Raw genomic sequence first — 14,751 nt, forward strand, 5'->3', positions numbered from 1 at the left:
TACGAAGATGGATAAATTGAAGAAGTACATTTACGAGCTGGTCGCAGCCAAGAAGCTATCGGCCAAGGAAGCGACGGAATACATCACGAGCCTGCAAAAAGCAAGCGAAGCCAAGACGGACGAGATCGCGATTATCGGCATCTCGGGACGCTTTCCCAAGGCGAATACGGTACAGCAGTTTTGGGAAAACATTCGCTTGGGAAGAGAATGCCTCGACGACTTTCCTGTCCATCGCCGCGAAGATGGACAGGCGCTGTTTTCCGACCAGCGATTTGCCCATAAACGCTTTAAAAAGGCCGGATATTTGGACGAAATCAGCTTCTTTGATCCAGACATGTTTCGCATCTCGCCGAAAGAAGCGCTGTCCATGGAGCCTTATCAGCGAATCATGCTGGAGCTTGCCTATGAGACTTTGCTCAATGCCGGTTACGAGACGCGGGATATCATCGGCTCGAAGACAGGCGTTTTTATCGGGAAAGACCATGTGACAGGGATCGAGTACCGCCATTACGTCAGCCCGGATATTTTTAGCCTGACTGGCTCCTGGCCGGGGATTTTGGCGAGCAGAATCTCCTATGTCTACAATCTGAAAGGGCCGAGCATCGTCTTCGATACATCGTGCTCCTCCGGTTTGGTAGGGCTTCATTTTGCTTGCGAATCGTTGCGCAGAAATGAATGTGACATGGCATTTGTAGGCGGCATAAGCGGCCTTTTCTATTTTCCGCCAGTCAAGGAAGACGGGTCGCTGGATCAGGTCGAATCCGCCGAAGAGAAGATTCGGGCGTTTGACAAGGAGGCGACAGGCACCGTATGGGGCGAAGGTGGCGGAGGGCTGCTCCTGAAGCCGTTGTCAAAGGCGCTTGCGGACAACGACGTCGTGTACGCGGTCATAAAAGGCAGCGGGATCAACAACAACGGTCTGTCCAAAGGCATTACAGCTCCGAATGGAGAGGCGCAGGAAGAGCTTCTGAAAAGCGTCTGGAAGCAGGCCCAAATCAATCCGGAAACGATTCGTTACATCGAAGCCCACGGGACAGGCACGGTATTGGGCGATTCCATCGAGCTGCAGTCGATTATCAACGCCTTTCAAGCATTTACGTCCAAAAAGCAGTTTTGCGGGGTTGGCTCCGTCAAAACGAACATTGGGCACCTGGTGGGCGCTTCCGGGATTGTCTCTTTAATCAAAGCGGTCATGATGCTCCAGCACGGGGAAATACCGCCTTCGTTGCATTTCCAGTCGCCCAGCCCGTACATGGACTTGGCCAACTCAGCCGTCTTTGTCAATGACGTGCAGACCAAATGGCAGCAGCAGGATCATCCTGTCCGCATCGGAATTAATTCGTTTGGATTCAGTGGGACCAATTGCCATGTTTTGCTGGAGGAGCCGCCAAAGGCTGTCCGGCAAGCCAGTCACGGACAAGGCAGCTACTTGCTGGTTTTATCGGCGAGAAGCGAGCACAAGCTTCAGGAGCTGGCAAAAGAATACCAGCAGTTTTTGCTAACAAACCGGGACGTCGACCTGGGGGATTTGTGCTTTACCGTCAGCTCGTCCCGCAACCATTACTCCCACCGGGCCACGATTAGTTTCGACAGCTACGAGGATTTGCTGGAGAAGCTAAACGAGCTGAAAACGGCGAACAGCGTATCCGCGTGGACGGAAAACCCGGCGATCAGCTACCAAAGGCACGAGGTCGTGCCGGATAACAAACAAGCGGTCGAAGCGTGGGAAATCAGGGAACGAGAGAAAAAATCGTTAGATAGGCAAGCAAACGAAGCGATCAAGGAATGGCTCGGGAAGACTACTGACGGGAAAATGATCCGGGAGCAGGTTGCGTCGTTTTACATAAAGGGAGCGAGTATGGACTGGAAGCTGCTGTACCAAGGCGGCCGCAAGTTGTCATTGCCGGGAAATATACTGGAACGGCAAAAGTTTTGGCCTGTTGGCGTGCAGCCCAAGAAAGCAGAAGCAGAGCTTTTTTATCGTACTGTCTGGAAAGAAGAAGCTCTTGCCGACATGGACAACCAGCAGCCCGCTGCTCGCGATACCGTTCTGCTGATCGTCGATGCGGCAGATACAGCCAGTTGGCGGCCGCTTTTTTCGGAAAAATACCAGGCCAAGCGATTGATTACGGTCGAGCTGGGAGCATGCTCTGCACAAGTGTCGCCGGACTATTTCCAAGTTTCGCGCACGCTTGAAGACATCGTCGCTCTTTGCACGCAGCTTGATTTTTCGTCACTGGAGCAAATTTTATTTATGCCCCCGGCTCTCGCTGAACTGCCGGAATCACGTACGGCGTTTCAAGCGTCCATGAATCAGACAGCAGGGTCGCTTTTGCTTTTCGCCAAAGCGCTGGCGATGACGGGGAAGCTGACAAAAGAACTGGATGTCGTCCTGATGACGCAAAATGCCCAGGCCGTGCAGCCGAGCGATGCGGTCTGCGATCCTTTTCAGCATATGCTGGGCGGACTCGGGAAATCGATTCGCCAGGAAAACTACGGCTTGTCCATGCGCCATATCGACATCAGCCCGGACGGCTTCGAGCCTGAGCCGCTGTTCGCGGAGCTACAGCGGAAGGGTACGGATTACTCCGTAGCGCTGCGCCAGCACCGCCGCTACATCGAGATTATCGAAAGAGCGGCGGAGGCGGGTGCACAGGAAGACGCATTTACTGTCAAAGCGGGCGATGTGTTCCTGATTACGGGCGGCTTGGGCCAATTGGGAACGGAAGTGTGCAAATACCTGAGCCAGAAAAACAAAGTGAAGCTGATCGTGCTCGGCAAGACGATGCTGCCGGACAAAGAGACATGGCCAGCGGCAGTCCGGGAGCAGACAGACAAAAGTTTGGCGGATAAACTCAATGCGGTGCTGGCTGTGGAAGCGCTCGGCTCCACGCTGGACTATCACTGTGTAGACATATGCGACGAAGCAGACATGAAACGAACGATTCAGACGATCCGCCAGACGCACCAGCGCCTTGACGGAATCATTCATTGCGCGGGAGTCGGCGTTGGCGATCTCGAAGATTTGGCGATGAGCGAAACGGAATTTGAGCGCAGACATGCCGTGAAAACATACGGAAGCTGGCTATTGTACACCCTCACGCAGGAGCTCGACACAGGATTTTACCTGTTCTTTTCCTCGGCGGTTTCTGTTACCGGGGGACGCGGGGCAATTGGCTATGCCACTGGCAATGCCTTTTTGGACGGCTGGGCAGAAGTGATCAAGCGGCAAGGCAAAAAAGTGCTTTCGATCAACTGGGCTACGTGGGAAGAGACGGCGGCAAGGCTCTCCATGCAAGAGGACAGGCACGTTTTCCGCTTCCTGCCGACCCATCAGGCGCTGCAAGCGCTCGACTACATTCTCCGCCGCCAACTGTTCAAAACGATCGTCGGCCAGTTCAATCATGCCAACGAGCTTTTGGAGCTTTCGCACATCTGGCCGTTCCGTCTGGCGGATGACGTGAAGAAAGACGTGTTCAAGCATACGGCAAAACCGGGGCGCACAGCTGCTGCCGCACCTGTACCTGTGGCGCTCAAGGAGCAGGACGGATTTACAGCGACGCAAAAAGAGCTGGCGCAATTGTGGGCAGAGGTGCTCGGACTGTCGTCCATCAGTCTGTTCGACACGTTCCATCAATTGGGCGGCGATTCGATCCACGCTGCGCAATTGTACAAGCAATGGAACGAGAAGTACCCGGGCACGCTGCACGTGGCAGACCTTTATTTGTACCCGACCATTTTTGAACTGGCGAATTACTTGGACAGCCAGAAGGCGCCGGAACCTGCCACGCTTACAGTCGAGTCGATCCTGGAAGGGTACAAACAGAGCAAATATTCGCAGGAAGAGACGAAAAGACTGCTGGAACAGTGGACCGCATTCTCAGCAGGCCAGACTGTGCCGTCTGAGCAAAAGGACGAGTACGCCATCATCGGCTATGCCTGCCAATTCCCGCTGGCGGAAAATGCCGAGCAGTTTTGGACCAATCTGACCGCGGGCATCAATGCCATCCGGCCGTTTCCCGCCTCCAGAAGAAAGGACACGGACCGTTATTTGAGCGCAGCCCAATCCTACTGTCAGGGCGGCTACCTGGAAACTATCGATCGGTTTGATTCTAGTTTCTTCCATATTTCGCCCAAAGAGGCCGAGCTGATGGACCCTGAACAGCGCCTGCTTTTGCAAAACGTGTATGAAGCTGTGGAAAACAGCGGGCTTGGCGGGAAAAGCCTGTTCGGGACGAAAACGGGCGTGTACATTGGCAAAGATACGACTGGGCGCAATGAGTACAACAATATGATTGATATTCAGCATCCTTTGAAGGTTACCTCTGGCTCGACAGGGATACTGGCAAGCCGGATCGCGTATTTCCTCAACTTGAAAGGACCTTGCCTGGTCGTGGACACGGCGTGCTCTTCCAGTCTCGCAGCCATGTGCTTGGCTGCACAGGCTTTGAAGGCAGGAGAAATCGATGTGGCGATTGTAGCAGGCGTTTCTTTGGCGTACTTGCCTACCCAGCACAATTCGCTGATTGATTCCGCAGATGAAACGATACGCCCGTTTGATGCGCAGGCGAACGGCACGATGTGGGGAGAAGGAGTAGGCACCGTCGTGTTGAAGCGCATGGATCAGGCCGTGCACGATAACCATCTGATCCACGCTGTCGTCAAAGGCTCGGCCATGAACAACAACGGAGCGTCGAACGGAATTACCGCACCGAATGCGGAAGCGCAGGAAAAAGCATTGATCGAGGCGTGGAAAGCAGCCGACATCAATCCGGAAACGATTTCGTATATCGAAGCGCACGCCACCGGAACGAGATTGGGCGATCCGATCGAGATGAAGGGCATCGCCAACGCCTTCCGCAGATTCACGGACAAAAAGCAATTTTGCGGGGTAGGTACGGTAAAAGCCAATATCGGCCACCTGGTGGGAGCGTCGGGGATGGCTTCGGTCATCAAAATGATTATGGCCTTCAAGCATGGACAATTGCCTCCGGTCGCAAACTTCCAGCAGCCGAATCCATTTATCGAATTTGCGGATTCCCCCGTTTACGTCAACGACAAGCTGCAGGATTGGACCGCAACGGAGTCGCCGCGTCGATGCGGCATCAGCTCGTTTGGGTTCAGCGGGACGAACTGCCATGTTTTGCTGGAAGAGCCGCCTGCCGCCCCTGTGCAGAGCGAGGACAAGCAAGGCTGGCACCTGCTGGCTTTGTCGGCGAGAACAAAAGGCTCCTTGCGTGCGCTAATCAGCCGCTACGCCAACTATCTCAACGATACGACTGCGGTCGATGTGCAAAATTTGTGCTATACAGCCAATGCGACTCGCGGACATTACGAGCATAGGATCGCGATCTTGTTCCGCGACCAGGCCGAGCTGCGGGAAAAATGCCAGTACGCGGATGCGACAGGGCTGGAAAATAGACAGCAGGCCGCCGAGCAAGGGATTTTGTACAAGGTGAGCCGCGTCATCCTTGACCAAAATGATCCGTCCGAGCACGGACTGCTGGAGGAAGAAAAAGTAAAGCGGACGGCGATTGCGGAAAGGACGATCCAGCAATACAAGGAAACCGGGACAGCTTTTGCGCTGGACAGCCTACAAAACATCGCTGCCATGTACACAGACGGGGCAGATATCCAGTGGCAGCGCCTGTATGAAAAAGCGCAGCATCGAATCATCGAATTGCCAGCCTACCCGTACGAGTCGGTTCGGCACTGGATCGGGGCGCAAAACCACGAAGGTGCTACGCGAGCAGATGTAACTTATCGCCTGCAATGGGTGCGCGACGACAAAGCGAAAGCGCCGTTGCGGCAAGCTGGCGCGAAAAAGGGCACGTGGCTGTTTTTGAGCGGAACGGGCAACAGGAGTCATCAGTTGCTCCAGGAGCTGCAAGCGCGGGAAGCGGATGTCATCGAAGTTGCTTTCGGTACTGCTTTTCAAAAAGGCAGCGATCATCGATACGAGGTCGGCTCGGCGGACGATTTTTCGCGCTTGCTGCAAGAGCTTGCGCATCGGGACATTCGCCATATCGTCCACTGCATGGGCGTGACGGAGGAGAAGCTCGCGTGTGCGGACGACTTTCATGAGTGGGAAAACCGGAGCGTCTACAGCTTCTACCAGCTTGTGTGCGAGCTGTTGAAACAGTCGTATCACCAGGAGATCAACCTGTATCTGTTGGGCGACCACGCGTTTTCCGTAACCAGGCAGGAAGCGGTCTTGAAGCCGCAGCATGCCGTTTTGTTTGGCATGGCAAAAGTGATCGCCCAGGAGTACCCGCAATGGAAATGCCGCTGCCTCGATCTCGATAGCGCTACTTCGCCGTCTACACTTTGGCATGAGCTGGTGTCGGAACAGGAAGACTTCCAGGTGGCGTATCGGGAAAATGTCCGGTATGTCGAACGATTGGAAGCGCAGACGCTGCAACAGGCAGAGCGTCAGGACATATCGATCCGGGAAAACGGCGTCTACCTGATTACGGGCGGACTTGGCGACATCGGGCTTGCAGTCGCTCACTATCTCGCTGGGAAGCGGCCAGTACACCTGTGCTTGCTCGGCAGAAGTGCTTTTCCTCCACGCGGACAATGGGCGGAAATCGTCCGGGAACAGCCTGATTCCGCACTAGCGGGCCAGATCGAACAAATCCGCAGCCTTGAGGAAAAGGGAGCCTCTGTAGAGGTGTATACGGTTGATGTGGCTGACGAGCGCAGGCTGGCAGCTGCTTTGGCCATGATTCGCCAGCAGTACGGGGCGATCCATGGCATTTTCCATTGCGCGGGTGTGGCTGGTGAAGGTCTGCTTATCAACAAAGGGCAAGCCCAAATAGCTCACGTGCTCGATCCAAAGGTCGTCGGCACCTGGCTTTTGGATCGTTACACCGAGCAAGACAACCTCGACTTTTTTGTCCTGTTTTCCTCTGTGACCAGCTTGCTTGGCGGGCTTGGACAGGCTGATTATACGGCTGCCAACGCTTACTTGGACGCTTTTAGCGATTACAGGCACGCCAAAGGCCAACGGAGCGTGACGATCAACTGGCCTGCCTGGAACGAGACTGGCATGGCGGGGAGATACCGCATTCAGAAAGAAGCTTCGCCGTTTCACGGCATGCATCCAAACAAAGCGATCGAGATTTTGGATGCCGTTTTAACGAGAAAACTTGCGCGCGTAATCGTCGGCGAGCTGAACGAGGCGCATTTTCAGACGCACAGCTATCACTTGCCGTTTGCGATTTCGCCGGAAATCAGCAGCTTGTTCACACAGACGGTTGCTGCGCAGACGCCGGAAGTCCAGCCGCTTGTGCCGATATTGAGCGGGCGAAACGACCACAGATACAGCGCTGTAGAAACGCAACTGGCCGCTGTTTGGCAAAAAGTATTGGGGATACCGGAAGCGAATGTGTACCAGTCTTTTCAGGAGGCGGGAGGAAACTCCATTCTCGCGACGAGTCTCGTCAAGGAAATCGAGCAGCTGTACCCGGGGCGGATCAACATCGCCACGCTGTTCGCCTATCCTTCGATTGCCAAAATGGCGGAGTATCTCGAAAACAAAGACAAGCCGAATGCACCCGAACCGTCCCGCAAAGTCGGAGAGAGCGAGAGTGTTCCCTTGCAGGACAAGCTGAGCGACTTTATCAAGGGCGATGTTTCGATGGAAAACATATTGGACTACCTAGACAAGAAAGCGTGGGGAGAAGAAGATGAGTAGCCGAAAAGAGATGAATGACAGCATTTTGCAGCTGCTGAAATCGGGACATCTCAATCAGGAAATGGCGATTTCCATGTTGGAAAAGCTGAATCGCAGTCCAGAGCGAAAGCACCGTCAGGACATTGCCGTCATTGGAATGGCCTGCCGCTTCCCCGGAGCAAGCAATCCCCAGCAGTTTTGGCACAATTTGGTCCAGGGGGTAAACAGCATCGGGTATTTTCCGGAAGAGCGGTTGCACGATTTATCCGGCTTCGTTCCAGAGCTGGAAGAGCTTTTGGCAAACGCCAATCATCAAGCTGGCTACCTGGATCAAATTTCCTGCTTCGATCACTCTTTTTTCCATATCGGACACAAAGAAGCGATGGCGATGGAGCCGTATCAGCGACTGTTTCTTGAGACGGCCTACCATGCGATCGAGGATGCCGGGTATGGGGGAGCCAGACTGAAACATTCCAACACGGGCGTATTTGTCGGATTGGAGACGGCCTACCAGTCTCATTACCGCTCCCTGCTGCAAAACGAAGATATTTCGTCGCTTGTCGGTTCCCTGGTAGGACTTTTGTCCAATCGGATCTCGTATTTTCTCGACTTGCGCGGGCCTGCTTTCGTGCTGAACACAGCGTGCTCATCGGGGCTGGTCGCCTTGCATCAGGCGTGCACGGCTCTGGCGAACAACGAGTGTGAAACGGCGCTGGTCGGCGGGGTGAATCTGATGGTCATTCCGCAAGTGACCGGAAAGCTGCACGATTTGGAGACGTCCGATGGAAGAGTGAAGGCTTTTGACAAAAATGCCGATGGAACGATCTGGAGCGAAGGAATCACAGCGCTCATGCTCAAGCCGTTAGCGAAGGCGCGGGAAGATCGCGATCCCGTCTATGCGGTTATCAAAGGAAGCGGCGTCAATGCAGACGGCGCTTCCAACGGCTTGACCGCGCCCAATCCGGATGCCGAGACGCAACTGTTTTTGCGCACGTGGGAAAAAGCCAAAATCGATCCACTGTCCATCTCCTATATCGAAGCGCATGGCACAGGCACGCTGTTGGGCGATTCGATCGAGTTGCAGGCGATCAACGACGCGTTTCAACAAGCTGCGTCCCGGCCTCATGTGTGCGGGGTCGGTTCTGTCAAGACGAATATCGGCCATACCGTTGCCGCATCAGGTCTGGCTTCGCTCATCAAAGTCGTGCTGGCTCTCCGGCACAAAAAAATTCCTGCTACGCTGCACTATCAGTCTGCAAACCCTTTTCTCGATCCGCAAAACGCTGCGGTCGAAATCGTCGCCGAGCTGAGAGACTGGAAAAGAGCGGATGGGGATGCACTGCTTCGTGCCGGGGTCAACTCGTTTGGCTTCAGTGGAACCAATTGCCATGTCGTCGTGGAGGAAGCGCCGGAAAGCGACCGTCTGGAAGCGGAGACAGAAGCAGAGCTTTTGCCGCCAGTTCATCTTTTGACGCTCTCCGCCAAGAGCAAGCCAGCACTGGTTGAATTGCTGAAATCCTACCATTCCTATTTGCATACGCATCCATCAACCAATCTTGAAGATCTTTGCTATACAGCGAACACAGGCAGAGGGCAATACGAGAACCGGATCGCGTTCGTGTTCCAGTCCGAAGAACAATTGCTGCAGCAGTTGCGCCAGGCAGATTTGTCCCAAGCAGAAGCGGCGAGAGACAAAGGAATTTACCTCTATCTGCGTGCCGAATCCAGCCGTGACGGCGGCAATCCCGCCAGCTCTTTTGCTGTCCCGGACGTGTCGGCCACGACCGACCGTGACGGCTGGCAGACGAGAGCGTCACTGGAAAAGCTGGCGGAGCAATACGTCGCGGGAATGTCGATCCCGTGGGAGTTGGTATACCGTCAGCCGCGACAAAAGCTGAACTTGCCTGTGTATCCATTTGACAAAATCAAAATCTGGCCAAAAGCGGACAAACAAGCGAACGGCTCCGTGCCAAATGCAGCGGGAAGCAGCGCGCTTGCGAGCGAAGCGCCATCCGTACTACCCGCAGCCGAGCATGCTCTTTATCAGCGCATCCAGTGGGTCCCTGCCGAGCCTTTCTCCGCACAACCGGAGAGAACAGAGAATGTGCTGGTCATTACCGACTCTACCGATTGGGGCTGCGAGCTGGCTGACGCCATCGCTGCGCGCAGCCAGCATGTCGTTCATGCCCGGCTGACGACGACAGCCTATCGCCAGGAGAACGCCTCCCGGTATGGACTGGCATGCTCGCAAGCCGATTTTGACCAGCTCATTCGCGATACAAGCCAGGCAGCACTCAGCAAAGTCGTCTTCGCTGTCGCCGTCGGAAAAAGACCCGACTATGAACATGCCGATGCCGGGCAGCTTTTGCACGCGCTGTTTTATTTGACGAAAGCATTAGGAAAAACTCGCTCTGCTCCAATCGAGCTCGTCCTGGTCGGGAAAAACGCGCAGCGAGTCCTGGCTGACGATGTCAGCGTCCAGCCGGAATTTGCTGCCTTGTTTGGGCTGGGAAAAGTCATTCGGGAGGAAAACAGCGGACTGCCTTGCAGATGCATCGACTTCGATGATGCTACAACTGTCAGCGATATCGCGGCGGAAGCTTTGGGAAGCACCGGACATTATCAGATCGCGCATCGTGTTGGTCAAAGATACTATCCCCAGCTGGCGCCGTTGGACTTGTCAGCGGTTGACGACAGCGGCCTGCGCTTCAAGGAGCAAGGCGTGTACGTCATTACCGGCGGCACGGGCGGAATCGGCCTGGAGCTTGCCAAGCATATTGCCCTCACGTACAAGGTAAAGCTGGTTCTCATCAGCCGCACCAAATTGCCCGAGCGTGGCTTGTGGGACGAGTTCAGCCAGCACGAGCAATGGGGCAAGTTGCTGCATCAACTGAAAAGCTTGGAGAGCAACGATTCCCAGGTGTATACATACAGCGCCGATGTAGCCAACCGCGATGAGATAGCCTCGGCCATACGCGACATCTACCGCGTCCACGGAAAAATCGACGGCATCATTCACGCCGCAGGCTTGCCGGGAAGCGGCATGCTCGTGGACAAGGACGAAGCGGCATTTTCGGCCGGGCTGGCTGCGAAAATTAGCGGGACAGAGCATCTGCATGCGTTGACGCGCGAAAATCCGCCTGAGTTTCTCGTTTTGTTTTCGTCCATCGCGGCGGTAGTCGGGGGCATTTACTTGGGGGATTACGCGGCGGCCAATAGCTACCTCGATGCTTTTTCCGGAGTCGCAAGCTCGCCTACGCGGATCATCACGATCAACTGGACGACGTGGATGAATACAGGTATGGCAAAACATTCGGGCGCCAGCCTTGATGCTGCTTTTCGCTCCATTTCGCCTCGCCGGGCGATCAAGGCATTCGAGCAAGTCCTGCACAAGAACCTGACAAGCGTCGTCATCGGGGAAATCAATACGGACAATGACTTGTTCTGGAACAACGCGCTGCCGATCGCCTTGGCTCCCGAAATTCGGGCGAAGATCAAATTGCCGGAGGTCGAGATAAACGTAGAGCTGACGGGCAGAGCCGATGACACCTATACCGATCTCGAACAGCAGATTGCACAAATCTGGGGCAACGTCTTCCGCATGCCGACCATCGATATTTACGATCATTTTTACGAACTGGGCGGAACCTCGATCATGGGCATCAAGATTGCCAACCGGATCAACGAGCAATGCCAGGTGACCTTGTCGGTACAGGATGTGTTTACGCATTTGACCATTCCCGATTTGGCCGAGTTTGTCCGGCAGAAGCAGCAGGAACGCAGCGGGGGAGAAGCAGCCAAGCCAAGAGAAGCGGTTCCAGACAAGCGGGTCATGCCGCTGTCGCACGCGCAGAGACGCATCTGGTTTTTGCAAAAAATGACTCCCGAGCTGGTCGCCTACAATCTGCCGTTTATTCGCACGTATGAGATGGCGATTGACGTTGCGCTCCTGGAACGGGCTGTCGCTTATCTCGCTGCCCGACACGTCATGCTGCGCACACGATTTACGCTCAAAGACGGAAGTCCCGTGCAGGAAGCGTTGCCGGAGTACCGTCCGACTATCCAGGTGATGAATCTCACTGAACAGACAGACCAGGCGCTTTTGCTGGAAAAAAGCATCCACGAGCAAAAAATGAAGCCGTTCGACCTGGAGTCGCCTCCGTATCGCATCTATCTTTACCAGCTTGCCAAGGAGAGGTTTTGCCTCTACGTCAATTTTCACCATATTCTTACGGACGGCTGGAGCATCGATATTTTTTACCAGGAGCTGTTCGGCGTTTACCAGTCGTTTTTGCAGCAGCAGTCGCCAAGGCTGGCCGAGGCGAAGCACGATTACTTTGACTGGATTGCCGCACAAAAAGACTGGGAAAACAGCGGGGAGTTCACGGAGCACGAAAGCTACTGGCTGAACGAACTGGCGAAGCCGTTGCCGACGTTGGCGTTGCCTGCTGACAAAAAGCGTCCTTCCGTGCAAACGTACAACGGCAGCTATTACAAGTTCGAGATCGGCGGCGAGCTGTATGAAAAGCTCAAGACCCACACGGAGCAAGAGCAGATTACGTATAGCAATGTTTTGCTGAGCGCCTACTTCCTGTTGCTGCACAAGCTGTCGCAGGACGAAGACATTATCGTCGGTGTGCCTACTGCTGGAAGAAACCAAAAGAAATGGGAAGAAGTAGTGGGGATATTCATCAACACTTTGTGCATTCGCGTTTCTTTCAAGCACATCTCTACGTTTTCACAGCTGCAGCATGTCGTACAGCAAAAGGTTTGGGCGGCGATCGACAAAGCGCAATACCCGTTTGATCTGCTGGTGGAAAAGGTCAATCCGGAGCGTGATTTGGCGAGAAATCCCGTCTACAATGTGCTGTTCCAGTTTTTTGACAAGCTGCATCTGGAAAATGACGGGATCAGTCAGTTTGAACTGAGTTGCCTCGCGAAGGAAAGCGATCAGCGAATCGAGATTTCCTTTGAGTACAATTCGGACTTGTATACGGACAGCACGATCCGGCAGTTTGCCCGCTTTTTCCTGCACATACTCGCACAAGTGACGGAGCGCCCGGAAATCCCGCTCAAAGAAGCGGCCCTGCTGACTGGCCCAGAGGCGGAGGAGCTGCTGCACCGTTTTCAAGGGGCGCAGATGGACTGGCAGGAGCCTCTGCCGATCCACAAGCAGTTTGAAGCCCAGGCGCAAAAAACGCCGCATGCGATCGCGCTAGTATGCGAAGACGAGCAAATGACGTATCAGACACTAAACGAACAGGCCAATCAGCTCGCCTGGCTGCTCATAGACAAGGGCGTCGGCAAAAATGTGCCCGTCGGTATTTTGGTCGACCGAAGCTTCCAGACAGTCGTGGGCATTTTGGCGATTTTGAAAGCGGGTGGCGCCTACGTGCCGCTCGATCCAGGCTATCCCGAGGAGCGCATTGCTTACATTCTCGCGCACAGCGGAGCCAAGCTGTTGCTGACCGAAAATCGCTTGCTGGAAAAAGCGGGGCGAATCGGACAGGAGCAACAGATCGAGCTCGTCAATCTGAGCCTGTTCCAAGAGGACCATGCTGCAAGCGCGATGGATGCCGCTCGCCGGGAGCAAGCACTGTCCACGTCCAATCCGCCGACAACGAGCAGCGGAGCTGACTGGATGTACATCATGTACACTTCTGGTTCAACAGGCAAGCCAAAAGGCGTGCTGGTTACCCATGCCAACGTCCATAATTTTTTGGCGTGGAGCATAGCTGACTTCCGGCTCCGGGCCGACGATGTGTTCATGCTGGTCACCTCGATCAGCTTTGATATCTCGGTCTTTGAACTATTCGGGGCGCTGTTGAGCGGAGGGCGTCTTTGCATCTTGACGCAAGACAGGCTCAAGGATACGGACCGATTGCTGGCGTACATGGAGCAGCAGCAGGTCTCAATCTGGCATTCGGTACCGAGCTTGATGGTGCAGCTCACGACTTATTTGAAAGCCAACAAGGAGCGGCATGGTCATTCCTTCGTGCTGCCATCGATCAGACACGTGCTGCTGGGCGGAGAAGCGTGGAGCTTTGCCTTGGCCAAACAAGTACGGCAAGTGCTGCCGTCCGCTGACATTCGCAACATGTACGGACCGACCGAGACGACGATCTGGGTGTCCAGCTACCAAGTGGAGCCAGAGGCAGACGCAGAGGCTCCGTATGGGGCTGTGCTCATTGGCAAACCGATTGCCAATAATCAAATCATGATCTTGGCGCCGGATGGCAACGTTTGCCCGCCGGGAGTGATCGGTGAAATTTACGTAGCCGGGCAAAATGTGACCAGCGGCTACTTCCAGGACGAGGAACGGACGAGTCAAGCATTCATCCAGCGAGCCAGCGGCCAGCTTTGCTACAAAACAGGCGATCTCGGTCGTTACTTGCCGGATGGCAACATCGAATTTATCGGCAGAAGAGATCAGTTGGTAAAAGTGCGCGGTTACCGTATCGAGCTTGGCGAGATCGAACATGCGCTCCGGGATGCGGCGGCGCTGCAACAGATCGCCGTGACGACGGTAAAAGACGGGGAGACAAGCAAAATCGTTTGCTACTACACAGCAGACAGGCCGCTCCCGATGGGTCAATTGAAGGAGTACGCGCGGAAAAAACTGCCGGAATACATGGTTCCCGCCCAATTTTTCCACGTCGAGCAGTTCTGGTTGACCCCGAACGGCAAAATGGACTGGAAGGCAATGGAGCAGCATTGCCAGTATGCAGAGGCCAGCCCTCTGTTTGCAGAAGCCCGGGATGAGGTCGAGAAAAAGCTCGTGGAAATCTGGAGAAAGCTGCTTGGCGCGCCTAACATCGGGATTCACGAAAACTTTTTTGATATAGGTGGAAACTCCTTGCTGATCGTGCAATTGCAGGAGCTGATCCAGACGGAGCTGTCCCACGACATGTCGATTGTGGAGCTTTTCCAATATACGACGATCGAAAAGATTGCCGAGCAGATCAAAGCAACTGCCGTGAACCGTTCAAGCGTGGAAGCGGGACAAAAAAGAGCAGAACTGCGAAAAAGACGAAGAACCATGCGAAGCTAAGGAGCCGTTTGGGGGAAAGGAA

The 14,751-nt window shown here is 54.6% G+C and carries 2 protein-coding genes; both read left to right on the forward strand.

The genetic code is table 11. The annotated features are described in order from the left end of the window. The first annotated feature begins 7 nt into the window (after positions 1–7). Positions 8–7,699, forward strand: a complete 7,692-nt coding sequence (locus tag EDM60_RS25520) for an SDR family oxidoreductase (RefSeq protein WP_122966466.1) — start codon at positions 8–10, stop codon at positions 7,697–7,699. After that, the gene (locus EDM60_RS25525; RefSeq protein ID WP_122966467.1) at positions 7,692–14,729 is read left to right on the forward strand and encodes a non-ribosomal peptide synthetase; all 7,038 of its coding nucleotides are present in this window, start codon (positions 7,692–7,694) and stop codon (positions 14,727–14,729) included. The genes EDM60_RS25520 and EDM60_RS25525 overlap by 8 nt, the downstream gene beginning before the upstream one ends. Positions 14,730–14,751: the final 22 nt, after the last annotated feature.

This window comes from Brevibacillus parabrevis (assembly GCF_003710905.1).
GTDB lineage: Bacteria > Bacillota > Bacilli > Brevibacillales > Brevibacillaceae > Brevibacillus > Brevibacillus parabrevis.

Coding starts and splice junctions, on each gene's coding strand:
- EDM60_RS25520 (WP_122966466.1), top strand. CDS start 8: ATGGATAAATTGAAGAAGTACATTTACGAGCTGGTCGCAGCCAAGAAG.
- EDM60_RS25525 (WP_122966467.1), top strand. CDS start 7,692: ATGAGTAGCCGAAAAGAGATGAATGACAGCATTTTGCAGCTGCTGAAA.